At 62.5% G+C, this 24,484-nt stretch carries 19 protein-coding genes; 10 read left to right on the top strand and 9 right to left on the bottom strand.

Annotated features, from left to right (window positions below; all coding sequences use genetic code 11):
* Window positions 1-7 precede the first annotated feature (7 nt).
* Both ACN0X9_RS02535 and ACN0X9_RS02530 read right to left on the bottom strand, forming a co-directional pair.
* Window positions 8-1,612 (bottom strand): GMC family oxidoreductase, encoded by a 1,605-nt coding sequence (locus tag ACN0X9_RS02535; RefSeq protein ID WP_417486066.1) that lies wholly within the window; start codon window positions 1,610-1,612, stop codon window positions 8-10.
* Entirely contained in the window at window positions 1,599-2,882 is a 1,284-nt protein-coding gene (locus ACN0X9_RS02530) for a serine hydrolase domain-containing protein (RefSeq protein WP_417486065.1), read from the bottom strand. Before ACN0X9_RS02530 ends, ACN0X9_RS02535 begins: the two co-directional genes overlap by 14 nt.
* Before the next feature lie 247 nt (window positions 2,883-3,129).
* Here ACN0X9_RS02530 and ACN0X9_RS02525 point away from each other — a divergent pair, with 247 nt between their 5' ends.
* The 4 genes from ACN0X9_RS02525 (at window position 3,130) to ACN0X9_RS02510 (ending at window position 9,149) form a co-directional block, all read left to right on the top strand.
* Window positions 3,130-5,850, top strand: coding sequence for a TonB-dependent receptor (locus ACN0X9_RS02525; RefSeq protein WP_417486064.1), 2,721 nt, complete (start codon window positions 3,130-3,132; stop codon window positions 5,848-5,850).
* Between the two features lie 81 nt (window positions 5,851-5,931).
* Entirely contained in the window at window positions 5,932-6,360 is a 429-nt protein-coding gene (locus tag ACN0X9_RS02520; protein WP_417486063.1) for a hypothetical protein, read from the top strand.
* Window positions 6,361-6,362: 2 nt separating this feature from the next.
* Window positions 6,363-7,301 carry a sterol desaturase family protein gene (locus ACN0X9_RS02515; protein ID WP_417486062.1) on the top strand — a complete coding sequence of 313 codons (939 nt, stop codon included), beginning with the start codon at window positions 6,363-6,365 and terminating at the stop codon, window positions 7,299-7,301.
* A 756-nt stretch (window positions 7,302-8,057) separates the two neighbouring features.
* Complete coding sequence (locus ACN0X9_RS02510) at window positions 8,058-9,149, top strand: ferritin-like domain-containing protein (protein ID WP_417486061.1); 1,092 nt, start codon at window positions 8,058-8,060, stop codon at window positions 9,147-9,149.
* A gap of 532 nt (window positions 9,150-9,681) precedes the next feature.
* Here ACN0X9_RS02510 and ACN0X9_RS02505 read toward each other — a convergent pair.
* A complete protein-coding gene (locus ACN0X9_RS02505) occupies window positions 9,682-11,112 on the bottom strand; it encodes a helix-turn-helix domain-containing protein (RefSeq protein ID WP_417486060.1) in 1,431 nt (476 codons plus the stop codon).
* Between the two features lie 159 nt (window positions 11,113-11,271).
* Between ACN0X9_RS02505 and aceA the strand changes: the two genes are divergently transcribed.
* Window positions 11,272-12,558, top strand: a complete 1,287-nt coding sequence (aceA, locus tag ACN0X9_RS02500) for an isocitrate lyase (protein WP_417486059.1) — start codon at window positions 11,272-11,274, stop codon at window positions 12,556-12,558.
* Between the two features lie 82 nt (window positions 12,559-12,640).
* Window positions 12,641-14,284, top strand: a complete 1,644-nt coding sequence (aceB, locus tag ACN0X9_RS02495) for a malate synthase A (protein ID WP_417486058.1) — start codon at window positions 12,641-12,643, stop codon at window positions 14,282-14,284.
* 305 nt (window positions 14,285-14,589) lie between these two features.
* Here aceB and ACN0X9_RS02490 read toward each other — a convergent pair whose 3' ends face one another.
* Together ACN0X9_RS02490 and ACN0X9_RS02485 are read right to left on the bottom strand one after the other, a co-directional pair.
* Window positions 14,590-15,249 carry a hypothetical protein gene (locus ACN0X9_RS02490; RefSeq protein ID WP_417486057.1) on the bottom strand — a complete coding sequence of 220 codons (660 nt, stop codon included), beginning with the start codon at window positions 15,247-15,249 and terminating at the stop codon, window positions 14,590-14,592.
* A 23-nt stretch (window positions 15,250-15,272) separates the two neighbouring features.
* The gene (locus tag ACN0X9_RS02485; protein ID WP_417486056.1) at window positions 15,273-15,791 is read right to left on the bottom strand and encodes a hypothetical protein; all 519 of its coding nucleotides are present in this window, start codon (window positions 15,789-15,791) and stop codon (window positions 15,273-15,275) included.
* 187 nt (window positions 15,792-15,978) lie between these two features.
* Here ACN0X9_RS02485 and ACN0X9_RS02480 point away from each other — a divergent pair, with 187 nt between their 5' ends.
* Entirely contained in the window at window positions 15,979-17,484 is a 1,506-nt protein-coding gene (locus tag ACN0X9_RS02480; RefSeq protein WP_417486055.1) for a hypothetical protein, read from the top strand.
* Between the two features lie 3 nt (window positions 17,485-17,487).
* Here ACN0X9_RS02480 and acs read toward each other — a convergent pair whose 3' ends face one another.
* The 3 genes from acs to ACN0X9_RS02465 all read right to left on the bottom strand — a co-directional run bounded on the left by acs (window position 17,488) and on the right by ACN0X9_RS02465 (window position 22,162).
* Window positions 17,488-19,443, bottom strand: a complete 1,956-nt coding sequence (acs, locus tag ACN0X9_RS02475; protein ID WP_417486054.1) for an acetate--CoA ligase — start codon at window positions 19,441-19,443, stop codon at window positions 17,488-17,490.
* Between the two features lie 97 nt (window positions 19,444-19,540).
* Complete coding sequence (locus ACN0X9_RS02470; RefSeq protein WP_417486053.1) at window positions 19,541-21,289, bottom strand: SulP family inorganic anion transporter; 1,749 nt, start codon at window positions 21,287-21,289, stop codon at window positions 19,541-19,543.
* Between the two features lie 3 nt (window positions 21,290-21,292).
* On the bottom strand, window positions 21,293-22,162 hold the full coding sequence (locus ACN0X9_RS02465; protein WP_417486052.1) for an MBL fold metallo-hydrolase: 870 nt from the start codon (window positions 22,160-22,162) through the stop codon (window positions 21,293-21,295).
* 131 nt (window positions 22,163-22,293) lie between these two features.
* Between ACN0X9_RS02465 and ACN0X9_RS02460 the strand changes: the two genes are divergently transcribed.
* Complete coding sequence (locus ACN0X9_RS02460; RefSeq protein WP_417486051.1) at window positions 22,294-22,764, top strand: rhodanese-like domain-containing protein; 471 nt, start codon at window positions 22,294-22,296, stop codon at window positions 22,762-22,764.
* Window positions 22,765-22,817: 53 nt separating this feature from the next.
* Here ACN0X9_RS02460 and ACN0X9_RS02455 read toward each other — a convergent pair whose 3' ends face one another.
* The gene (locus ACN0X9_RS02455; RefSeq protein ID WP_417486050.1) at window positions 22,818-23,132 is read right to left on the bottom strand and encodes an ArsR/SmtB family transcription factor; all 315 of its coding nucleotides are present in this window, start codon (window positions 23,130-23,132) and stop codon (window positions 22,818-22,820) included.
* A 145-nt stretch (window positions 23,133-23,277) separates the two neighbouring features.
* Here ACN0X9_RS02455 and ACN0X9_RS02450 point away from each other — a divergent pair, with 145 nt between their 5' ends.
* Together ACN0X9_RS02450 and hisG are read left to right on the top strand one after the other, a co-directional pair.
* A complete protein-coding gene (locus tag ACN0X9_RS02450) occupies window positions 23,278-23,595 on the top strand; it encodes a YerC/YecD family TrpR-related protein (protein ID WP_011643555.1) in 318 nt (105 codons plus the stop codon).
* Window positions 23,592-24,476: an ATP phosphoribosyltransferase gene (hisG, locus tag ACN0X9_RS02445; protein WP_417486049.1), complete on the top strand. Its 885-nt coding sequence runs from the start codon at window positions 23,592-23,594 to the stop codon at window positions 24,474-24,476. Before ACN0X9_RS02450 ends, hisG begins: the two co-directional genes overlap by 4 nt.
* Window positions 24,477-24,484: the final 8 nt, after the last annotated feature.

The raw sequence follows: 24,484 nt of genomic DNA, 5'->3' as shown, positions 1-24,484 counted from the left end.
GGGCTCCTCAGGCGTTGTCTTCGGCGATCATCGCGGCAGCTCGGGTCGCGATCATGATCGTGGGTGCGTTGGTATTGCCACCGACAAGTCGGGGCATGACGGAGGCGTCAATGACGCGCAGCCCGTCGACGCCGCGGACCCGGCAGCGACTGTCGGTAACGGCCAGCTCACCCGATCCCATCGCGCAGGTCGAAGTCGGATGGTAGAGCGTTTCGGAGCGCGCTTTCACATCCTCTCGCAGCCCGTCCATGGTGGTGATGTCGGCACCGGGATAGCGCTCCGCCTTGCGGTCATGGTCAAAGGCCGGCGCATTGAGAATGTCGCGTACCTTGGCCAGCCCGTCGGTCATCACATCGAGATCGAAGTCCTCGGCGAGATAATTGGGCTGGATCGCCGGATGGTCGGTGGGATCGGTACTTTTCAGCCGGATATCGCCGCGGCTCTTGGGATAGAGCTGGCAGACATGCAGGGTGATGCCGTGACCGCTTGTTTTTTCAACACCGTGCGGATTGGAGATCGCCGGGATGAAGACCAGTTGCAGGTCGGGCAGGTCTTCGGCATAGGCCGATTTGATGAAGGCACCGCCCTGGACGGGATTGACCGTGAAGGGGCCATCGCCGCGCAGCGCCCAGCGCGCCACCATGTACATGTGGGTGGGCAGGGAGCGAAGGGAATTCCCGATCGATGTCGATGATTTGGTCCAGACCTGGGCCGTGACATCGAGATGGTCCTGCAGGTTCTTGCCGACGCCGGGCAGGTCGTGGACGACGCTGACCCCGGCCTCGCGCAATTCGTCCGCCGGGCCGATACCTGACAGGAGCAAGGTCTGCGGCGAGTTGATCGCCCCGCCGGACAGGACGACTTCCTTGCGCGCATTGATGACGCGGACCTCGCCCTCGATTTCAACCTCGACGCCGGAGGCGCGGCCATCCTCGATAACGACGCGATGGACCAGGGCGCCGGTCTGGACGCTGCAATTGTCGCGTTCCAGGGCCGGTCTCAGGAAGGCGTCGGCGGCTGAGCAGCGCTTATTGCCTTTCTGGGTCACCTGGTAGGGGCCAAAACCTTCCTGTTGCGGACCGTTGAAGTCGTCATTGCGCTTGTATTGCAGCTGGTCCGCAGCCTTGAGGAAATCCTCTGTCAGCGGGTTGAGCGGCTTGATATCCTGGACCCAGAGCGGGCCGTCCGTGCCATGCAGATCACTGGCGCCGCGGGTCTGGTTCTGGACTTCCTTGAAGGCGGGCAGGGCATTCTCCCAGCCCCAGCCCTCGGCGCCATAGGCGCTCTCCCACTCGTCGTAATTCTCTTTCGCGCCGCGCATGTAGTGCATGGCGTTGATCGAGGACGAACCACCGAGCGTCTTGCCGCGAGGCCAGAGAAGCTTGCGGTCGTTGAGGTGTTTTTGCGGCTCGGTCCAATAGCCCCAGTTGAACTGTTCACCCGTGACTGCGTATTGCAGCAACATCGGCGTGCGGATGATCGGGCTGTCATCAGAACCGCCGGCCTCGAGCACCAGGACCGATACGGACGGGTCGCGAGACAGGCGTTCGGCGACCGTGCAGCCGGCCGAACCGGCGCCGCAGATGATATAGTCGTAATCAGTGCTGCTCATCGCCGCCTCCTGTCTCAACGTCCTGCTGTTCCGGGGCGACCGGGGTCGGCTCTGCCGTCACGGCGTCTCCGTAGTGGGCGGCGAGGGCGCGCATGGCGATGATCGATTCCTCGGTCCGGCCACCCCATTCGGTGTCGGCCGCGGTGCGGGCGATGACTATATTGCGGCGCTCATCCACCCACACATACTGACCGTAGACACCGGCCATGAAGTATTCCCCGTCATGGTTTTCCGGCACCCAGAAGTGCAGGCCATAACCGCGATGGGCATAGACCGAATCCGGTCCGGCTTCCTGAAACGGGGCGTTCGGGCGTGTGGCCTGGGTAACCCAGCCTTCGGGCAGCAAGCGCTCGCCATCCCAGATGCCGTCCTGCAGGTAGAATTGCCCGAAGCGGGCATAGTCTTCCAGCGTCGCATTGAGGCAGCAATAGCCGATCGCCATCCCGTTCTCGCCCGGAATGTTCTGGTTCCAGTAGGCCTCGCCGGTCATGCCGAGGGGCTGCCAGATGCGGTCCTGGACGATATTGGCCAGATTGTCGTTATAGACACCGCGAACCACCGCCGAGAGCACCTGGGTGTTGGCACTGACATAGTGCAGGTCCTCGCCGGGTGCGCGGTTGCGTTCAATCTCGGCGACCAGACGGTCGATGTTCTGGCCATAGATGTTGGCGCCCAGGAAGAGGCGGCGGATGTCCGAATTCGGGGCGTTGTAATCTTCCTCGAAGTCCATGCCGGCCGACATCATGAGAAGATGGCGCAGCGTCGTGTCACCAAAGTCGGAACCGCCATATTGCGGGGCGAACATCTCGGCGCTCTGGTCGAGATTGGCGATGCGGCCGTCCTGCATGGCCATGGCGATGAGGGTGGCGACGAAGCTCTTGCCGACCGACCAGGAGGTGTGGCGGGTGTCGGCATCGGCGCCCAGCCGGTATGTCTCGTGCACGATCTCGCCATTGTGGATCACCATCAGGCCGGTCGTGTCGCTGTCTTCCATCCAGTCTTCGACTGTCCGGTCCATGTCCTGCAGGCGGTACCCAACACTCGCCATTTGAAGGTTTCGCGGTAATTCACGCGCCGATTCGGATGGGTTTATCGCGCGATAGGGGAAAACATCCCCCATATTCGAAAATGTTTCCACGAGGCGGTCGGGCTGGGTGGCAGCCTGTATTTCGGCCGGCGAGTAATCCGACCAGGGCCGATAGAACCAACCGGCGCCCGCGATGGCAATGGTGCCGACAATGACAGCTAACCCAATGATAAATTTCTTCATTTGTCTCCCCAAGACAGCGATATGAACGCTGTTCACTTGCTAACGTATCAGAGTTGTCACCGGAGAAAAGGGGCAGGACGAACCCGAAAATCGAATTTCGTGGGTGAGGTATCCGTGCATCAGGCCGGGCATGTTTTTTGCGGGACTGGGATAAACCGGCTGACAGAGGTGTCGAGCGGTGTTCATATATTGGACAGATGCGCGGAATGGTTGGCTTATAAAACCGCGCCACAGGGGAGAAATTCCAATGAAACTGTTTTCCAAAGCCGTCGCGATGGGCACGACGGCAATTCTGAGTGGGCTTTTTGCGGGTAGCGCAATGGCCCAGGTCGACGTGATCACCGTGACATCCCAAAAGCGCGAACAGACGCTTCAGGATACGCCGGTCTCCGTCGCCGTTGTAACCGGCGAGCAGCTCGAGCAGTCGCAAATCCGCGATGCCGCTGACCTGCAGACGCTCGTTCCGGCGCTTCGCGTCTCCGAGTTCGCCACCTCGACCAATACCGAGTTCAATCTGCGCGGTATCGGTACGTCCAGCTTCAACCCCGGCCTCGAGCCGTCCGTCGGTGTCTTCATCGACGGTGTCTACCGCCCGCGTTCGGGCTCTGCGATCAACGACCTGATGTCGGTTGAGCGCATCGAGGTCATTCGTGGCCCGCAGTCCACCATCTTCGGCCGCAACACCCCGGCCGGCGTTGTCAGCGTCATTACGATGGAGCCGGACTTTGATTCCAACTATGCCGGCGAAGTGACGGTCGGCAATTACGGCATGCGCCAGGCGCGCGGCACCGTGACCGGTCCGCTGTCTGACAACATGGCCTTCCGCCTCGACGGCAATATCCACCAGAATGACGGCTATATCGACGTCGTCGATGGCCGTGAGGCCAACAACCGCGATCGCATGAGCTTCCGCGGTCAGCTGCTGTTCAATCCGAGCGACAATACCGAAGTCCGCATCACCGCCGACTGGGGCAATCTCGACGAGAATTGCTGTGCCGCTCCGTTCGCCTTTTACGATCCGATCGACCTGGCCGCTTTGGTTGGTCTCGGCGGTACGGCTGTTCCGGCCGATGTCAATGGCGGCGACACGATTGCCATCGATGGTGACCTCAACACCCAGCTGACGACACAAGGCATCTCGGCCCAGATCGAGCATGACTTTGACGGGTTCATCTTCACCTCGATCACTGCCTTTCGCCAGTACGACGAAGACCAGACATTTGACGCCGACTTCTCGGATCTAGACCTGATCAGCCTGCGGCACATCCAGAACCAGTATGACAGCTTCACCCAGGAGTTCCGCGTGACCTCCACGGGCAATAATGATGTCGACTGGATGTTCGGCGGTTTCTACTACAATAACGAGCTGAACTACGACAATTCGACGCCTTATGGTGCCGACGCGCGGACCTTCTTCGATGCGGCTTCGGCCCCGAGTGTCGCAGCTCTGGTCTCGTCCTTCGGCCTGCCGGCCGGCACGGGTGGCGTGTCGCTGCTCGAAATCTTCCTGGACATGAACCAGGCTGCCGGCGTTGGTGGCGTTGTTCCGCTGGCCTCGGGCAATGGTGCCCTGCCGACAACACCCGCCGAGGGTTTCATCTCGACCCAGCACGGCCTGATCTCGGAAAGCTATCAGTACAACACGACGGCCTGGTCGGCCTTCGGTACGGTTGACTGGCACCTGACTGACCAGTTCACGGTCACCTTTGGCGGTCGTTATTCCGACGAAGACAAGGAAATGACGACGGCAATCAACCAGCCTGATCCAATGTCGGCCTTCTCCTTTGTCGACCTGGCGCGCGATCTGCGCCTGGTGACACCGGGAACCTGTGATCCGGGCCTGTTCGGTGTCATCGGTGGTGATGCCTGCGCCTATCTGGTCCCGTCCATCCTGTTCGGTCAGGCCCAGGCAGAAGCCCTGGGTGGCGATCCGACCCTGCTGAACACGCTTCTGGCACTTGGCATCTCGCCGACCACGGCGCTGACCGAAGCACAGGCCTCCAATCCGGCCCTGAACCCGCTGTTGGGCTTCACGGCCTTCCAGAACTGGCCGCCGGTCAATGCGGGTAACTTCCCGACCTCGCGCAATGACACGAACTTCTCGGGCAACATCATCCTGTCCTATGATGTCTCCGACACGTTCAACGTCTATGCGTCCTACGCGACGGGCTACAAGCCGGGTGGCTTCAACGTCTCGACCAATGCCGCCTTCACCGGTGTGTTCGAGTTCGAGGAAGAAACTGCCGAGAACTTCGAAATCGGTGCCAAGGGCTCGCTGGATGGCGGTCGCTTCGTTTATGCGATGGCCTACTTCAACCAGGAAGTGACCGATTTCCAGACCAACAATTTCGTCGGCAACGGCTTCGCGCTGGAAAATGCCGGTTCGATCGAGGTCTCGGGTATCGAGTTTGAAGGCCAGTGGGCACCGACCGACAACCTGCTGATCACCGGTGGTTTCACCTATCTGTTCGAAAGCAAGTACGGTGAATATCTCTACGCGCCTTGCCCGGACAGCTTCGACTCGACCGATCCGGACTTCGCGCTCTGCGTACCGGGTGCCGAGCGCACCAACGGCGCTGGCGTGACAGCCCTGTTCAACGACCTGTCGGGTCGTGATCGCGGCAATTCCGAGTTCCTCGGTGCGCTGACGGCGACCTACACGCACCAGCTCGGCGAGGGCATGGAAATGTCCTGGCGTGGCGAGATGAACCACGTGTCGGAATTCTCGCACACGACCAGCCAGGACCCGCGTCCCTTCGCCAACCAGGATGCCTTCCAGCTCTACAATGCGTCTGTGACGCTGGGCTCGGATGATGGTGCCTGGGCGGTACAGCTGTGGGGCCGGAACATCTTTGACGAGAACTACACCAAGGGCGGTTTCCCGTCGGTCGGTTATCTCGGCACCAGCTACAACGCCTATCCGGGTGATCCGCAGACCTATGGCATCACCCTGCGTGTTCGCGGCTAGTGAACAACGTTCAAATAAGCGTATGATTGCGGGCGGGGGCCATTGGCTCCCGCCCGTTTTCGTTTGTCGCGGAGCTTTGTGATGGGACTGATACTCCTGATCGTCGGGTCGATACTCGGCGTCAGCGCCATGGTATTCGTCAACGCCCGCCTCGGTATCAGCCAGACGGCGAAACTGTCCGGGCTCGACGAGGCGATCGAGCGCCTGGACGCAGACCGGGTTGGCTTCGAAGCCGGTGAGGGCGTGCTGGCGCTGGACGGTGAGGGGGCTCTGGTGGCGGAACGGTCAGGCCTGTGTCTTGGTTTGCTGGTTGCCCGGGGCAGTGATTTCGTCATTCGCTATCTGGCGCCGGGCAGTGTCCGCGATGCGGTTGTCGAGGCTGAAACCACGCTTCGCCTGCGTTTGCATGATTTCGTCTTTGCGCCGGCCCGCCTGCGCTTTGACAGTGCCGAGACCGCCGCGACATGGGCCGACCGGCTCAATGCCCTCCAGCCCGTCGCCAGGAGTTGACCATGGACGTCCCCGCCTTTGTCCAGAACTGGAACCCGATTACCCTCGCGATTCCGTTCTTCACCCTGTCCGTCTTCGCCGAGATGCTGCATGCGCGCCTGACCGGCAAGACCCGGTTTGAGACGCGGGACAGCGCCGCCAGCCTGGTGATGGGACTGGGCAATAATGTCTCCAGCATCATCTTCGGCCTTCTGCTGGGTGGCTGGTCGGTCTTTGTCTACGACAACCGCCTGCTGGACATTTCCTTCGCCTGGTGGGTCTGGGTGATCGCCTTTTTCCTCGACGATTTCCTGTATTACTGGTCGCACCGTTTCGCCCATACCGTGCGCTGGTTCTGGGCCGATCATGTCGTCCATCACTCGTCCCAGCACTACAATCTGACCACCGCTCTGCGTCAGCCCTGGATCAGCCCCTTTACGTTGAAATTCCTGTGGCTCGGCTCGGCCATGGTCTTCCTCGGCTTCCATCCGGCGATGGTCGCCTTTGTCGGGGCGCTAAACCTGATCTACCAGTTCTGGATCCATACCGAGGCCATCAAACGGTGTCCGGCCTGGTTCGAAGCGGTTTTCAACACGCCCTCGCACCACCGCGTCCACCACGCCACCAATCCGATCTATCTTGACCGGAACTATGCCGGCATCTTCATCATCTGGGACAAGATGTTCGGCACCTTCCAGGAAGAGCGTGACGACGAACCCTGCCGTTACGGCATCGTCAAGAATCTCGGCACCTTCAACCCGGTCAAGATTTGCCTGCATGAGTGGATGGGTATCGTGAAGGACATGGCCGGCGCGAAATCGCTCAAGGACGCGGCACTCTATCTGCTCGCCCCGCCTGGCTGGTCGCCGGATGGATCGCGGGAGACCTCCAAAACCATCAAGGCCAAATGGCAGGCCCGGAAGGACAAGGCGGCAGAGGCTGAGGCCGAGGCGGCGGAGTAGGGGCATGGGCCGCGCCTCGCCCCCTGCTTGATCCGCGCCACTTATCCCCGCCCTGCATCACTTGCCATCTCCCCTGGGAGCAGGTGGCCAGTGGCCGGATGAGGGGGGAAACTCTTGCGGTCACCGGGATTTACCCCTCACCCTGGCCCTCTCCCAAGGGAGAGAGAAAACGTGCTCTGCCAGAAAAATCCCGAAAACTTATCCTCCCCCCTAGACCGCCAGCACATAATGCCCACGGTTTTCGGGACGGGAGGCACGAGCTCAGTCACTTGTGCCCGGGAACTTGCGGAGCCTGTCCGCGCTTTGGATGTGACATCCCGAAGCTCCGGCAGGGCGTGCGACCAGGTCGCGGGGCACTAAACGACCGACCCCATCTACCTGACGCATTGGAATCGGGGGCGAGAGCGTCCGGGAAATCTCCGAGAACGGGATGTCGAGGACATCACGGACACCGCAGACCACCCACAGGACACCCCGGTGTCCGCCGACATCCCGTTCCCTCCCACCCTTCGGCGCAATCGCGGCCGAAGACGAAGGCGCATGCCCGCATCCCGGCGGACGCCCGGCGCCACGCGGCCCATCGCGCCAAGGGCTACGGACTCTCGATAAAATATCCCGGTCACGTTTCGTCTCAGGGCTTGCCAAACGGCTCGTTTTGACAGACGTTCGGGTTGTGAACATTGTTCACCAATCCGCATTGTACAAAATATTGGCAATGCAAGACATGTTTGGTCGCTCCTGGGGAGGTAACGCGCCATGGCATCGCTTCGCGATCTATATCCGATGCAGGACATCGACAAGAATTGGTCGATCCCGGAACAGTTCAACGCCACGTTCGACTTCGAGTATGACGAAGGTCGCTCAACCCTCATGCACTTGTACCAGAAGGGCAAGGACATGCAGTGGGATGCGGTCAATCGCATTGACTGGACGCTGGAGCTGGACCCGGAAAACCCGATGCAGCTGCCCGATGAAGGTATCGCGCTGCACGGTTCGCCGATGTGGGAGAAGATGACGAAGAAGGAACGTATCGAGTTCCGCCGTCATGCCCAGGCGTGGAATATCTCGCAATTCATGCAGGGCGAGCAGGCGGCCCTGATCTGTGCCGCCAAGATCGTTGAATCGGTGCCCGATCTCGACGCCAAATTCTACGCCGCGACCCAGGTCATGGACGAGGCCCGCCATGTCGAGGCCTACAAGAATCTGATGACCAAGTTCGGCGTCGCCTATCCGATGACCGAGCCGCTGCGCCAGCTGGTCGACCAGGCGCTGCGCGACAGCCGCTGGGACTTCACCTATCTGGCCATGCAGGTCGTCATTGAAGGCCTGGCGCTGGCCGCTTTCGGCACGATCCGCGACCTGGCCCAGAACCCGCTGGCCAAGATGGTCAATGCCTATGTGATGGAAGACGAGGCGCGCCATGTTGCCTTCGGTCGCCTGTCGCTGCGCGATTACTATCCGCATCTGACCCAGGCCGAGCGCGACGAGCGCGAGGAATTCCTGGTCGAGGCCTGCTATCACATGCGCGACCGTTTCCAGGCGCGGGAAGTCTATGAAGTCATGGGGCTGCCGGTCGAGGAATGTGTCGCCTGGGCCGAGCAGTCGGAAATGAACCAGCTGTTCAAGACCCTGCTCTTCCAGCGCATCGTGCCGGTGGTCAAGGATATCGGCCTTTGGGGTCCGAAGATCCAGAAGGCCTATGCCGATATGGGCGTGCTGCACTATGCCGACCAGGACCTCGACGCCCTCGCCAAACAGGACGAGGAAATCGCCCGCGAGCTCGACACCGTCAAGCACCAGGACGTCCGCACGGCCTATGTGCATGCGGTCGGTGGCATGGCCGAATAGGCGAGCGACCAGCACAACCTGTCCAGGATTGGGGCTCCGCATCGCGCGGGGCCCTTATTCTTTTGGGGGTGGAAAGCCCAGATGCCGCCATTCTTGTCATCCCTGCCGGATGTCCGGCGCAGGCCGGACGCAGGGCAGGGACCTATGTGCCTGCATTCAGTTAGGTCCCTGACTTTCGCCCCGCCTGTGCGGGGCGTCCATCAGGGATGACAACCGGTTTGATGTGCCGCTCTGCCGATTGCTTTGACCGCGCGTCACTTGGTTCCGGATAAAGGGCTGACGACGGGCTCGGCGGCAGCGCCATGACCAGACGACCAGTGAAAACCGGGCGCGCTTGCGCGCGTTGGGCCATAGACCGCTTGTTAGCCAGCGGGGCCGATCCGTGTCTTCAGGTCAAGGGCGCCGCAGGCGCGGCTTCGCGGATAAGTCCCTTGAGCTGAAGACACGGATGCGGCTTTCTCTCGGCAAGCGAATTATGGATGGCCTCGCGCGGCGCGCCCTTAGTTGAGTTGTGGCGCCAGCCTCCGCCCCCTTAACTCTCCCCAAACGCATAGGGCGAGGCCCGCAGCTGGTGCGGGTCCATCGTCAGCTTGCGGTTGAGGGGCGGGAAGGCGCGCTGGGCGCAGTCTTCGCGGTCACACAGGCGGCAGGCGAGGCCGATCGCGGCGGGGATGGTGTCGCTCATACCGTCGGCGTGGGCGATCTTGCCGGCATTGTCCCAGTCACAACCCAGCGCGATGGCATGCAGGGTCGGTGGTTGGCCGGTCGGGCCTTGCGTTGACTGGCCACGGGCGAGCGACAGCATGCGGGTGCCGTCGGGCAGCTCGAAGGACTGGGTCAGGATGCGCTCGGGCATGCGCAGGGCGTCGTAGAGATTCCACTTCGGGCAACCGCCGCCGGCACGGGCAAAGGGCATGATGCCGCCGCCAAAACGCTTGGAGACATTGCCCGCCGCATCGACCCGGATCATGAAGAAGGGCAGGCCGCGCGCGCCCGGTCGCTGCAGCGTGGTCAGGCGATGGCAGACCTGTTCATAGCTGGCCTCGAAACGGCGTTGCAGCACGCCGAGATGATAGCGATTGTCTTCGGCGGCCTTGTGGAACGCGGCATAGGGCATCTGCACGGCGCCGGCGAAGTAATTGGCCAAACCGATGCGCAGGAGACGCCGCCCTTCAGCTGAGGGCAGGGCGATCTGGTCACACAGGCGATCCAGAAGCTCGGCCTGCTCCAGCGAGGCCAGCACCACCGCCATGTGAAAGCCGCGCGATGCCGGGGGCAGGGTCTCTGACAGCAGCAGGCGGCGACCGTGGAAATCCAGCCGGCGGCGGGCACCGGCCATCACGTCCTCGTCCAGCACGCGGACGGTAAAACCATGTTGCTCTTGCAGATAGGTCGCCAGCGCCTGGTCGCGATTGCGGCTGCGCAGGCCAGCCCGGTCGCTCAGGGCTTCGGCGGCTTCCTCGAGGTCGGGAAAATGGTTGTGGTGGGCGTCGATGGCATTGCGTACGGATTCGAGCACAGCACCGGGACCGCCGGTCGTCGCACCGGGGCCAGACATTCGGGTCGCCATGTCAGCGGTAGCGGTGGCCATTTCCCGATAGGACTGGAACAGGCGGGTCAGGGCCTCGGCGGCGCGCGGCTGGCTGTCGGCGAGCTCGTTGAGTTCCACGCGGTCGAGCTCGAGGCCGGCCAGGACCGGGTCGGCAGCCGCCTCGGTGAGATCGGCGATCAATTGCCGGTCGCTCTCATTGGCAAAGCTGCGGACATCCACGTCGAAGGCTTCCGCCAGGGCCAGCAGCACCCGCGCCGTGACCGGTCGCTGATTGCGTTCCAGGAGGTTGAGATAGCTCGCCGACAGGCCCAGCGCCTCGGCCGCCTCGGCCTGGGTCATGCCGCGTTCGCGCCGCAAACGGCGCAGGCGGGCGCCGGCAAAGATCTTCTCGAAAGCCTGGTTGTCGCTCATGTTTTGTACCAAAATTTACAAACTGACATCAACACAATGTAATGATCATACACGAAAACCTCTTTATAGGAAAAGCCATATCGACAGGTCCCGTTCCGTTTGACAGCTTGAGGTCAACATCAAGCCAGCCAAACCGGCCAAGCCGGAACGGAGACAAAAATGACAACTTTCGCGGAACTGGTCCCCAATACGGCCGATGATCGTTTCAACGGTATCGAGCGTCCCTACTCCCCCGAGGATGTGCAAAAGCTGCGCGGCTCCGTCACCATCAGCCAGACCCTGGCCGAGCGCGGTGCCAACAAGCTGTGGGAGCTGCTGAAGTCCGAGCCTTACATCAATGCGCTGGGCGCGCTGTCCGGCAATCAGGCCATGCAAATGGTTCGCGCCGGTCTGAAAGCCATCTACCTGTCCGGTTGGCAGGTCGCGGCTGACGCCAACACCGCCGGCACCATGTATCCGGACCAGTCGCTCTACCCCGCCAATTCGGCGCCGGAGCTGGCCAAGAAGATCAACCGCGCCCTGCAGCGCGCCGACCAGATCGAAGTGTCCGAGACCGGCGAAGCCAGCCGTGACTGGTTTGCTCCTATCGTGGCCGATGCCGAAGCCGGTTTTGGCGGCACGCTGAACTGCTTCGAGATCATGAAGGCCTTCATCGAGGCCGGCGCTGCCGGTGTCCATTTCGAGGACCAGGTTGCGGCCGAGAAGAAGTGTGGCCATCTGGGCGGCAAGGTGTTGATCCCGACCAGCCAGCATGAGCGCAATCTCGCTGCGGCCCGTCTCGCCGCCGACGTGATGGGTGTTTCCACCATCACCGTGGCCCGGACCGACGCTGAATCCGCCAACCTGATCAATTCCGACATCGACGAGCGCGACCATGAATTCATCGATTTCGATGCCGGCCGCACACCGGAAGGCTTCTTCCGCCTGAAAGAGGGCGTCGGTGTCGATCACTGCATCAAGCGCGGCCTGGCCTATGCCAAGATCGCCGACCTGTTGTGGTGGGAAACCTCCAAGCCGAATCTCGACGAGGCCCGCCGCTTCGCCGAGGCGATCCAGAAGGAATTCCCGGGCAAGATGATGGCCTATAACTGCTCGCCCTCCTTCAACTGGGAAGCCAATCTCGACAAGGCCACGATCGAAACCTACCAGCAGGAACTCGGCGCCATGGGCTACAAGTTCCAGTTCGTGACCTTGGCCGGCTTCCACCAGCTCAATCACGGCATGTTCGAACTGGCCCGCGGCTACAGGTCGCGCGGCATGGGCGCCTATTCCGAGCTGCAGCAGGCCGAGTTCGCCTCCGAGACCGACGGCTACACCGCGACGCGCCACCAGCGCGAGGTTGGCACCGGCTATTTCGACAAGGTCTCGCTGGCCATTTCCGGCGGCACGGCCTCGACCACGGCCATGGGCGAATCCACTGAGTCAGCCCAGTTCGCAGCCGAGTAACGCCTCACTCACTGCTCCTTGCCGGGGTGCGATCCCTCCGAGCGCACCCCGGTTTTCTCTCCGCTCTATCCAGGAGACTGACATGACCCTCATTGCCCCCTCCGGCGTCGAAATCCTCGGCCATCTCGAGCCCGGCTATCGCGACATTCTCAGCCATGAAGCGCTTGGCTTCCTGGCCGGCTTGCATCGCCGTTTCGAAAAGCGCCGCCAGTCGCTGTTGCGCTACCGCAAGGAGCGTCAGGCCGAGCTCGACCAGGGCGCGTTGTTGATGTTCCCGCACGAGACCGTCGATATCCGCTCAGGCGAATGGAAAGTCCGTCCGGCTCCGGCCGACCTGCAGGACCGCCGTGTCGAGATCACCGGTCCGGTCGACCGCAAGATGGTCGTCAATGCGCTCAATTCCGGCGCCAAATGCTTCATGGCCGATTTCGAGGATGCGACATCGCCGCTGTGGTCGAACCTGATCGAGGGTCAGATCAATCTGCGCGATGCCAATATCCGCGAGATCGATTTCACCGACCCCAAGAATAACAAGCGCTATCAGGTCAAGGATGACGCGGCAGTCCTGATTGTCCGCCCGCGCGGCCTGCATCTCGACGAGCGCCATGTCCATGTCAACGGGCAGGCGATCTCCGGCTCTCTGTTCGATTTCGGCCTCTATGTCTTCCACAATCACGCGGCCCTGAAGGAACGCGGCACGGCGCCGTATTTCTACCTGCCCAAGCTGGAAAGCCGGCTGGAAGCGCGCCTGTGGAGCCTGGTCTTCCAGCATGCCGAGGACGAGCTCGGCCTGGAGCGCGGCACGCTGCGCGCCACGGTGCTGATCGAGACCCTGCCGGCAGCCTTCGAGCTGGACGAGATCCTGTACGAGCTGAAAGACCATATTGTCGGCCTCAATTGCGGCCGCTGGGATTATATCTTCAGCTATATCAAGCGCCTCAAGTCGCGCCCGGAACATGTCCTTCCGGATCGTTCGGCCGTGACCATGAGTTCACCCTTCATGGCCGCCTATTCGCGCCGTGTGGTGGCTGTTTGTCACCGCCGCGGTGCCCACGCCATGGGCGGCATGTCGGCCTTCATCCCGGTCAAGAATGACCCGGCTGCCAATGCTGCAGCGACCGAGAAAGTGCGCGAGGACAAGTTGCGCGAAGTGAAGAATGGCCATGACGGCACCTGGGTCGCCCACCCCGATCTGGTCCCGGTCGCGATGGAAGTCTTTAACCAGCGCATGAAGGGTCCCAACCAGCTCGATCGTCCGGCCGATCCGCATGAGCGTCCGGTCACCACGCAGCAATTGCTCGAGGCTCCGGCCGGTGAGATCACCGATGCCGGCGTCAACGACAATATCGACGTGGCCATCCGCTATATCGCCGCCTGGCTGGGTGGACGCGGCGCGGTGCCGATCCGCAATCTGATGGAAGACGCCGCCACGGCCGAGATCGCCCGCGCCCAGCTGTGGCAGTGGCGCACTTTCGGCCAGTCGACGGTCGAGGGCACCGCGCTCACCGGCCCGATGCTGGAAAACAAGATCGAGGACATCTGCTCGACCATCCAGGATGAAGTGCCGGATCAGACCGAGCTGTGCGATCGCATTCGCGCCGCTGCTGATATCCTGACCGGGCTGGTCCTGTCCGAGGACTTCGCCGAATTCCTGACCTTGCCGGCCTATGACCGCCTCACGGCCGAACTCAAGGCGCCGATGAAGCTGATGGAATTCGAGGACTGAGCACAAACAGGCTGATGACGGTTGGTCGTCTCAGGCGCGGGGTCCGGGTGAGGTCGAATGACCGACCCGGGCCCCGTATTTGTTCGGGGGGAGCGGGGTAGGAGGGCGTGCGTTAGCACACGCCTGCTCATTGATCGCTTGCCGAGAGTGCGCCGGATCCTGTTTTCCAGGTCAAGGGCGCGGAGCGCCGCTGCGCGGTTTCACCCTTGAGCTGGAAAACAGGATCCGGCTTGGTGGCTGACAAGCAAACTATGGTGGGTTCTGCCCTCCGACGTGGTGCGGGCTTGATCGCGAGCCGACAGCTGTCAATTCGGGTCGAACGCGCTCGATGGCTCAACGAGAGGGCCGGGGAGTAGTGGTCGATCGAGTGATGTCCCACTATCCAAGACAAACGCGCGAGTTGTCGGCGCGACTTGGTCGCAATCTAGATCGTCAGCAGAGCGTTGTTCATTTGCCCAGTACACCTGCCTGAGGATTCCGTCAGGATCATAGCTGAACTGGGTCTGCAAGGTCCCGCTCGTACACAAAGAGAGCACCGATCCGTCTGGACCGTCCGTAAGGTGTGCGTCGCCCTGGCGCTCCTCAGGCACACCACATGTGAGTAGATTGCGGCGAGGCATCGTCAGGCAGTGGCCAATATCCAGAAAGAGGCGAGCCTCTTCCCCGCGCTCGAGCGTTGTTGCTTCACGCCAAGCCCCTTGTGCGTCCGACAGACGGTGGAACACCCGTATTGTGTCGGGGGCGCGCTGATCCGTACCGCGATAGTGCAGCTCGGCGAGCTCGCCGTTCTCCTGTTCGACGAAGACGGAAAAGGTGCATTCACTGGACTCGTCGCAAAGGCGATAAACGTCGTGCCGAGCGGTGAAGCTCGGTAACGGGAAAACGGGAAGATCAACCGCGTCTTGAGCCACGGCTCCGCCATCCAAGCCGAGAGCGAGGAGGATCGTCAGCGCGAAACTCGCCATGGGCGCTCCAGTCTTGTGTCCGCCTACCCCGTCACACCCGTGCCGGGCATCCGGTACCCGCACAGATCCGCCAACTTCCAACCGCTGGCCGTCTGTTCGAAGCGGCAGGTCATGTAATCGCCGCGATAGGTGCCCCAGGGCAGGGGCGCGTCGGCCAGCGGGGTTTCCACAGGCGGGGCGACCCGGTCATGGGCGCGCTGCGGATAGACCAGGATCTGGCGCGAGGCTTCCGTCGCCACAAAGCCCGGATCGTCGAAAATGCACAGCGGTGGTTGGCTCAACACGCCGGTCACCGTGCCGCGCGTATTGCCCTCACTGCCCCAGACATGGCTTCTCACCATCGGGTCGCGCGAGATGAAGGCGTTTTGCAGCCGGCCCGGCGCCATCGCGTCGGCGACCGCCGTCTCGTTATGACTGATGATGGCCGAGAAGGCCGCCAATTCATGCGCCTGCGGGGCCCGGCACATGGGCACGGTTTCGGTGGCACAGGCAGACAGCGCGCCAATGGAGGTCAGGGCAAGTAAGGCAAATCGGATACGCACGATAAACTCCGCTCGGCGGGTAGGGACTGCCTTGGCTATAGCGGCTTTTGTGCGGGGCGGCGAGGGGCTGGTCCGCCAGAGCGCACGAAAACCGGTGTGGACCGGCTTGTGCCCGGCAAACCGAAGCGATTCGCGCTCAGGTCGGTTCCTGGTATAGTGTGCGCTCGGGTTGAATGGAGGGCGTGACATGTCGGAGCGCGACGAGGACCAGGCTGCTGCAGCGGAGGCGTCCGAAGGCGCACCGGAGGAAGGGTCGGGGCCGGCACCGCAAACCGGAAAGGGTGGTCTGATCCGCTGGCGTTTCTGGGAAAGTCCCGACTGGCACAGCCTGCTGGAACGACTGGCTATGCGCAGCTTCTGGGTCAGTTTCGCCGTCATTGTCGTGTTCGCTCTTGTCTATGCGCTCAACGCCTTTCCCTTCAATCGGGTGTTCGAAGCCGTCATCGCACTCGCCGGCGCCGCGCTCATCTTTGCCTTTGCCCTGAAGTCCAATGACGGGGTGATGCGATTCCTGGGCATGATGCTGATCGCCGCCTTGATCATTTCGCCTGACGATATCCTGCGGCTCGCCCGCTCCATACAGAATCAGGAAGAAGCCGAGTCGGTGTCTGCGCTCGAGGCCGACGTCCATCGCTTCAGTGTCTTTGATACGCGGACGGTGGCGCTTGACCTGCACGCCATGCTGGAAGGCTTTGACGACGAGCTGCTTGGGCTGGGTGCGGCGGCCGACGGGTCGCAGCCCGTCGGGAAATTCGGCAATATCGCTACCATTGATGACGATGCCCTGCGCGACTTCATTGGTTGTGTGCTCGACGATGCCGTCGCTCGCAGTGTCGCCTCCTCAATGCGCTCGTCCGAACTTTACCAGACCTATCGAACCATCCTGCTGGGCCGCTTTCACGAGATCGATTTCAGACCGCCGGATCGTGACGAGATCGATGCCAATCTGGATGTGCTCAAAGCCTTGGGCGTTCTCGACTACCCGGAAGGCCAGCGGGACGACATGGTTGTGACCCGGCTCGGCTGTCAGGCGATGTGGGAGTATAACTCCCTGCGGCTTGAATACAGGCGGGCGGCCCGCACCGGAGCTTCCCTGCCGTGCCAGAGCGAACTCAATTTCAATCACGTCGCGACCGGCCCCTATCCCGGTTTCGAGTTGCCGGTCGAGGAGACCGACCGGCTGGCACTGGAAGACCGGCGGCAGCTTTGCATTGAACGTGGACTGGAGGCGGTTTCGGGCTCAGCTACCCTGGTCAGTGCATCGCTCCGGCCCGGTAATGGCACGACGCAATCCTACAGTAGCCAGGATTTTTATCCGGCAGTCGGCGATTTCACGGACGAGGCCGCCCGTCTGGCTTGGCCGGATGATGGGCAAGTCGGTGAGCGCCTCGAGGTGCCGGCCAATGAATGGGTGCTGGTCGGACTCAGTGGCGGGGAGAGCGGTGATGAGCTGACAGTCATGGGACTGGACGGCATGGACCCGTTCATACGGCTCTATGACGCCGACCGAACTCTGATCGCGACTGTGGATGACAGTCCGGGGCCGGATGGCGCCTATTCCCTCGATCCACGATTCGTGGTCGGCGAGCTCAGCGCCATCCCTGCCTTTGTCGCCATACGCGGATACGCGTTCGCCGGCGGACGGGTTGAAGTCAGGCTCAGCCAAGCCACGCCCGCGACCGAGCCCCGGTGACCCCTAGCGGTTCTTCCGGTTTTCGATCAGATCATCCACCACTCCGGGATCGGCGAGCGTTGACGTGTCGCCCAGATTGCCAAACTCGTTCTCGGCGATCTTGCGCAGGATGCGGCGCATGATCTTGCCCGAGCGGGTCTTGGGCAGGGCCGGGGCGAACTGGATCAGGTCCGGTGTCGCCACCGGTCCGATCTCCTGGCGTACCCATTTCTTGAGCTGGTCGACATCTTCATCCGCGGCGACGCGCCCGCCCATCAGGGTCACATAGCAATAAATGCCCTGACCCTTGAGGTCGTGCGGATAACCGACCACGGCAGCTTCGGCGACATCCTTGTGCGCGACCAGTGCGCTCTCGATTTCTGCCGTGCCCAGTCGGTGTCCGGAAACATTGAGTACATCATCGACGCGACCGGTTATCCACCAGTATCCGTCATTGTCGCGCCGGGCCCCGTCGCCGGTGAAATAATGGCCGGGATAGGTCGTGAAATAGGTTTCGATGAAGCGGTCGTGGTCGCCGTAGATGGTGCGCATCTGACCGGGCCAGGAACGGCAGATGACAAGATTGCCCTCGGCCGCACCGTCGTCGCTCATGCGCTGGCCTTCGGCATCCATCAGCGCAGGCTCGACGCCGAATATCGGTGTCGTTGCCGAACCCGGTTTCAGCGCCGTCGCACCGGGCAGGGGGGTGATCAGCGCACCGCCTGTCTCGGTCTGCCACCAGGTATCGACGATCGGGCAGCGCCCGTCACCGACCACATTGTAGTACCAGTTCCAGGCTTCCGGATTGATCGGCTCGCCAACCGTGCCCAGCAGGCGCAAGGAGGCACGCGAGTGCTTCTTCACCGGCGCATCTCCCTCGCGCATCAGGGCGCGGATCGCGGTCGGAGCAGTGTAGAGTGTGTTGACCTGGTGCTTGTCGACCACCTGCCACAGACGGTCCGGTCCGGGCCAGGTCGGCACGCCCTCGAACATCAGCGTCGTGGCACCATTGGCGAGCGGTCCGTAGACGATATAGGTGTGCCCGGTGACCCAGCCGACATCGGCCGTGCACCAGTAGATCTCGCCCGGCTTGTAGTCGAACACATATTCATGCGTCATCGACGCCCAGACCATGTAGCCGCCGGTGGTGTGCAGCACGCCCTTGGGCTTTCCGGTCGAACCCGAGGTGTAGAGGATGAAGAGCGGGTCCTCGGCGTTCATCGGCTCGGGCGGGCAGTCGGGGCTGGCCGCTTGGACCAAAGCTTCGTAGGCGACATCGCGGCTGTCGTCCCAGTCAACCGCGCCGCCTGTGCGTTTCACCATGATCACCTTGTCGACAATCCCGGCCGTCGCGACAGCCTTGTCGACATTGGCCTTCAACGGGATCGGCCTGGAGCCGCGCAGACCTTCATCGGCGGTGATCACAAACCGGCTCTCGCAATCGGTGATGCGGCCGGCCAGCGCATCCGGCGAGAAGCCGCCAAAGACCACCGAGTGAACGGCGCCGATGCGGGCGCAGGCGAGCATGGCGTAGGCGGCTTCCGGGATCATCGGCATGTAGATCGTGACCCGGTCGCCCTTCTTCACACCGACGGATTTGAGCCCGTTGGCGAGGCGACAGACCTGCTCGTGCAGCTGGGCGTAGGTGATCGTCGCATCGACGTTCGGATCATCGCCTTCCCAGATGATGGCGGTGTCGTCGGCCCGCTCGGGCAGGTGGCGATCAATACAGTTTGCGCTGGCGTTGAGGGTGCCGTCGGCGAACCAGCGGATGTGCAGGTCATTCCTGTCCCAGCTGACATCCGAGATCTCGGTGAAGGGCGTGATCCAGTCGATCCGTTGCGCTTCCTCGGCCCAGAAGGCGTCGGGCGTGTCCATCGATCGACGATACATGTCGGCATAGCGACCGGCATCGATGCCGGCAGTGGCTGCGCGGTCCGCCGCTACCGGATAGACGGTATTCAGATCGGTGTGGGACATGTCGGAATCGCCTCGCGTGTTCGGTTTCGCGCAGAACGATAGCGATTCAGTGCGGACAGGCAAACAGGCTGTCCGCCTCAGGGCAGGTTGAGGCCTGTCAGCCGGGCGACACGCCCTCCGCCGTCAATGTCGTTTGAGGGTCAAGCGTGCGCATTGCGGCGTAGTGGGACAGGAAAACCTCGCCGGATAATTCTTCGTAGAAACCGGCTTCCAGCAACTTGTCCGCGACCGGGCCCTTGACCTCGGACAGGTGGAGTTTGACCCCGGCGTCCCCGAGACGGGCATTGATCACCCGCAGGCTGCCAAGTGCGCTCGCATCAACGAAGTTGACGGCGGGGAAGAGCAGTACAAGGTCGGTCGGGCGACTTTCGCGGGCGATGATCTCGCCCGCCAGGTCTTCGAGGAATCGGGCATTGGCGAAATAGAGCGCTTCATCGATCCGCAGTGACACCACATGCGGCGAACAGATCACTTCGTGGCGATTGATGTTTCGAAAATGATGGGTGCGCGGAACCTGACCGACCTCGGCCCAGTGGGGGCGCATGGAGCGTTGCAGGACAAGCCCGACTGACAGGGCGACACCCAGGGTCAGGCCGATTTCGACGCCGAGAAAGAGCACGCCGACAAGCGTCAGAAAAGCTGCGGCGCCATCGGCGTGGGAGTATTTCCAGGCCAGCCAGGCGTCATGGAAATTCGCCATCCGCCAGATCGCCGCCAGAATGGTCGCGGCCAGCGCGGCTTTGGGCAGGTGATAGAAGAGCGGGGTCAAAAAGGCGGCGACCAGCAGAATGAGGACCGCGGTGAAGACGCCGGCGAGCGGAGTCTCCGCGCCGGCCGATTCATTCACGACTGACCGGGCAAACCCGCCTGTGACCGGATACCCCCCCGAAAAGGCAGCAGCCGCATTGGCAGCGCCCAGGCCCAGCAATTCCCGGTTCGGATTGATCGTTTCGCGGCGCCGCGCGGCAAGGGATTGTCCGACCGATACGCTCTCGACAAAGCCGACCAGAGAGATCAATGCTGCCGGTCCGATCAGCGCGCGCCAGGTCTCAAGCGGTACGATCGGGAAGGCGAACGGGGGCAGTCCGGACGGCAACTCACCGACGATCGACAGGCCGGTCCGGTCCTGCAGCCCGAAGGTCCAGGCGGTGAGGGCGGTCAGGGCCACCAGCGCTGCCGGCGCGATCCGGGTCAGGATGCTGATCAAGCCGGCCGTCAGTCCGATGCGTTTCAAAATGTCCGGCAAGAGCGAGCGCGAGGCCAACAGGAATGCCAGGCTGATCACGCCCATGATCAGCGCTGTGGTGTTGATCCCGTCATAGTGACGGGCAAACGAGACCGCCAGTTCCGGGATTGTCGCGCCGTCCATCTCGACACCAAGAAAATGCCGAAGCTGGCTGGCGATGATGAGGACGGTCGATGCCGTGATGAAGGCCTCGACCACCGGCCGGGACAGGAAATTGGCGACGCTGCCGAGCCGGAATACGCCGAACAATAACAGGAAGACGCTGGACAGCAGGGCGAGGGCGCCGGCGGCGGCCATCAGGTCGGCCGGGTCTGTCAGGCCGAGCGAACCAATAGCGGCTGCGGTCATCAATGAGATCACCGCTACAGGCCCAACCGCCAGCACACGGCTGGAACCGAAAAGCGCATAGGCAAGCAGGGGGGCGATCGAGGCGTAGAGCCCTGCCTGCGGGGGCAGTCCGGCGAGCAGGGCGTAAGCGAGGCTCTGCGGGATCAGCAGGATGGCTGTGACCAGGCTGGCCAGCCCGTCCTGGGTCAACCGTTTGCCGTCATAGCCATCGAGCCATTCAAGCCCGGGCAGGAGGCGCCGCAGCCAGTTCATGGCTCAGACCGAATCCAGCGGAATTTTCAGATAGCGGCGGCCATTGTCCTCCGGTTCCGGCAGATTGCCGGCGCGCATGTTGACCTGCACCGAAGGCAGGATCAGGCGCGGCATGGCGAGTTCGGCGTCGCGGGCGGTGCGCATGGCGACGAATTCGTCCTCGCTGATACCGGTATGGACATGGATATTGCGGGCCTTCTGCTCGCCGACGGTCGTTTTCCAGGCGAAATGATCGCGCCCGGGTGCCTTGTAGTCGTGGCACATGTAGAGGGTTGTGGCGTCAGGCAGGGCGAAGATTTTCTGGATGGATTGGTAGAGGGCACGGGCATCTCCGCCGGGGAAGTCACACCGGGCGGTGCCGAAGTCGGGCATGAAAAGCGTGTCGCCGACAAAGGCCACGTCGCCAATATGATAGACCATGCAGGCTGGCGTATGGCCCGGTGTGTAGATGGTTTCGGATTCGATCGAGCCGATCGAGAAACGCTCACCATCCTCGAACAAATGCCCGAACTGCGAGCCGTCCCGTGCGAAATCCGAGTCAGCGTGAAACAGGTCTCCGAACACGGACTGGACATGGGTCACATGGGAGCCGATGCCAATCCGGCCGCCCGTCTCGCGCGCCAGATAGGGCGCAGCGGAGAGGTGGTCGGCATGGACATGTGTTTCCAGGATCCAGTCGACCGTCAGGCCTTCGCGGCGGACATGGTCGAGCAGGGCGTCGGCGGAGCGTGTCGCCGTGCGCCCCGAGGCCGGATCGAAATCGAGTACCGAGTCGATGATCGCAGCTCTACGGGTTTCCGGATCGGACACGACATAGCTGACGGTGAAGGTGTCTTCATCGAAGAAGGCTTTGACGGTGGGTGTCTGGGTCATGGGCCCGGCCTTTCGGTCTGTCTGTTGAACCGTTGTCTATCCTGCATATAGGTTATTTGCGTAACTATGCAACTACGATAATGCAAGAGGTGGCGGCCCGCTTCGGACGAATGGATGAATGGAGGAGCATTATGACAGACCATAAGGAATTTGAACCGGCGGAGATACAGGCTGGTCTGAAGGCCGGACACTTCCGGCTGATCGACGTGCGAGAGCCGGGCGAGCATGCGTCGGAGCGCATCCCCGAGGCCTTGCTGGTTCCATTGTCCCGTTTTCGGCCGGGTGAGCTTCCTGAAAGCGAGGGCCGAGCGGTGGTGCTTCACTGCCGCTCCGGTGTGCGCTCGGCGCGGGCGCTGGAGATGTGCCGGTCACAAGGGGTCGAGCTTGCCGGCCATATGAGGGGCGGCATCCTCAAATGGAAGGCGGCGGGCCTTCCGACGGAACGGGACGACCGGGGCGCATCAGGGTGGACGGTCCCGCGGGCTGTCGCCGCAAGCGCGACCGTGCTGGTTGTGATTTCGATCGGCCTGGCAGTGTCGGTCTCGCCCTGGTGGCTGATCCTTGCGGCGGGTGTGGCTGTCCTGCTGTCCCGGGCGCGGTAGACTGGCTTTTGCCTGTTCGGCCGGTTCCTCGCCAGGCTGGGTTCGCGGTCGCGTTAGGGCTTTGCTGCCGTCTCCGGGGCGCAATAGGTCGTGTAGAGCGCCGCCATCACTGTTTCGATCCGGGCGTCGGCGAGGCCATAATAGATGGTCTGGCCGTCACGCCGTGTGGCGACCAACCCCTTGTTGCGCAGGATGGCCAATTGCTGGGACATTGCCTGGTCGCGCATGCCAAGCGCCGTCGCAAGCTCGCCGACCGAGCGTTCCTTCTCCATCATCGCACACAGCGCCAGCAGCCGGCTGGGATGGGCGAGCGTCTTCATCAGGTCCGCAATCGTTTCTGCCATCGGCTTCATTTCATCATACTGCATGGCGCGTTCCGTTAATTGCGTAGCTCTGCACATATAAGATCAGCCTGCCTTGATCGGCAATGCCGTTGCGGCGCTGCATCCTTGTGAAATTTGTTATTGTGTTAGCGCGCTAACACGCTATACCCGCCATCAAGGAGCCAGACCCATGACCGATCCCGCAGCGGGCCGCAGTGACGGACCCACCGACCTCAGCGCCCTGAGCGCCGCCATACTCGCCCTGAAAGACGCCGGGGAGGCCGAGCGCTTCCTGCGTGATCTCCTGACCCCCGGCGAGATGAAGACGCTGACCGAGCGCTGGCGGGTGGCAGGCCTGTTGGCCGAGGGCGGGCATTCCTATCGTGAAATCTCCGAAATGACCGGCGCCAGCACCACTACTGTGACGCGTGTCGCCCGTTTTCTCAGCCAGGAACCCTGGCAGGGTTACCGAACCATTCTCAACCGTCTCAAGGAGACCGGATCGTGACTTCCCGTTTGCGCATTGCCGTTCAGAGCAAGGGCCGTCTGGCCGAAGGGGGGATGGACCTCCTCAAACGTTGCGGACTCCGCTTCGCCTATGGTCGCGACAAGCTGCACCAGCGGGCCGAGAACATGCCGGTCGACCTGATGCTGGTCCGCGATGACGACATCCCGAACTTCGTCGGCAGTGGCGCCTGTGACTACGGGATTGTCGGCGAGAATGTGCTCGCCGAGGAACAAGCGGCCGGTGGGCGCTCGCGAGAACTCGAAGTCGCGCTGCGTCTCGGTTTTGCCGGCTGCACGCTGAAGCTCGCCGCGCCTGATGACGGTGCGATCCGTACGGTTGAGGACCTTGATGGCAAGGCCGTCGCGACGTCCTATCCGGCCCTGACCGCGCAATATCTTGCCGACCGCGGCATCAAGGCTGAGATCGTCGAGATGCGGGGATCGGTTGAGGTGGCGCCGCGCCTGCGGATTGCCGACGCAATCTGTGACCTGGTGTCCTCCGGGGCGACCTTGCAGGCCAATGGCTTGAAGCCCTTTGAAACGGTGTTGCGCAGTGAAGCGGTACTGATCCGCCGCAAATCCGGTCGCGCGGCGGACACCGACGCCATTGCCAATATCCTGATGCGTCGGTCCGAGGGCGTGATCGCTTCGTCGCAGACCAAGTACATCATGCTCAACGCGCCGACCGACCGGCTCGACGCCATCCGCGCGCTCTTGCCGGGTGCCGATGCCCCGACCATCGCCAAGGTCGCCGGGCGCGAGGATGTCGTCGCCGTCCACGCCGTGTGTCGGGAGCGGGTCTTCTGGGAGACACTGGAGGCCCTGGAAAAAGAGGGCGCGCGCGCCATCCTTGTCCTGCCGATTGAAAAAATGCTCGCCTGAGGCAACGA

Source organism: Maricaulis sp., assembly GCF_048268525.1.
In the GTDB taxonomy this organism is placed as follows: Bacteria; Pseudomonadota; Alphaproteobacteria; order Caulobacterales; family Maricaulaceae; genus Maricaulis.
The sequence above is the reverse complement of the archived record's forward strand: the minus strand, read 5'-3'. Positions and strand labels throughout refer to the sequence as shown.

Coding starts and splice junctions, on each gene's coding strand:
- ACN0X9_RS02535 (WP_417486066.1), bottom strand. CDS start 1,612: ATGAGCAGCACTGATTACGACTATATCATCTGCGGCGCCGGTTCGGCC.
- ACN0X9_RS02530 (WP_417486065.1), bottom strand. CDS start 2,882: ATGAAGAAATTTATCATTGGGTTAGCTGTCATTGTCGGCACCATTGCC.
- ACN0X9_RS02525 (WP_417486064.1), top strand. CDS start 3,130: ATGAAACTGTTTTCCAAAGCCGTCGCGATGGGCACGACGGCAATTCTG.
- ACN0X9_RS02520 (WP_417486063.1), top strand. CDS start 5,932: ATGGGACTGATACTCCTGATCGTCGGGTCGATACTCGGCGTCAGCGCC.
- ACN0X9_RS02515 (WP_417486062.1), top strand. CDS start 6,363: ATGGACGTCCCCGCCTTTGTCCAGAACTGGAACCCGATTACCCTCGCG.
- ACN0X9_RS02510 (WP_417486061.1), top strand. CDS start 8,058: ATGGCATCGCTTCGCGATCTATATCCGATGCAGGACATCGACAAGAAT.
- ACN0X9_RS02505 (WP_417486060.1), bottom strand. CDS start 11,112: ATGAGCGACAACCAGGCTTTCGAGAAGATCTTTGCCGGCGCCCGCCTG.
- aceA (WP_417486059.1), top strand. CDS start 11,272: ATGACAACTTTCGCGGAACTGGTCCCCAATACGGCCGATGATCGTTTC.
- aceB (WP_417486058.1), top strand. CDS start 12,641: ATGACCCTCATTGCCCCCTCCGGCGTCGAAATCCTCGGCCATCTCGAG.
- ACN0X9_RS02490 (WP_417486057.1), bottom strand. CDS start 15,249: ATGGCGAGTTTCGCGCTGACGATCCTCCTCGCTCTCGGCTTGGATGGC.
- ACN0X9_RS02480 (WP_417486055.1), top strand. CDS start 15,979: ATGTCGGAGCGCGACGAGGACCAGGCTGCTGCAGCGGAGGCGTCCGAA.
- acs (WP_417486054.1), bottom strand. CDS start 19,443: ATGTCCCACACCGATCTGAATACCGTCTATCCGGTAGCGGCGGACCGC.
- ACN0X9_RS02470 (WP_417486053.1), bottom strand. CDS start 21,289: ATGAACTGGCTGCGGCGCCTCCTGCCCGGGCTTGAATGGCTCGATGGC.
- ACN0X9_RS02465 (WP_417486052.1), bottom strand. CDS start 22,162: ATGACCCAGACACCCACCGTCAAAGCCTTCTTCGATGAAGACACCTTC.
- ACN0X9_RS02460 (WP_417486051.1), top strand. CDS start 22,294: ATGACAGACCATAAGGAATTTGAACCGGCGGAGATACAGGCTGGTCTG.
- ACN0X9_RS02455 (WP_417486050.1), bottom strand. CDS start 23,132: ATGCAGTATGATGAAATGAAGCCGATGGCAGAAACGATTGCGGACCTG.
- ACN0X9_RS02450 (WP_011643555.1), top strand. CDS start 23,278: ATGACCGATCCCGCAGCGGGCCGCAGTGACGGACCCACCGACCTCAGC.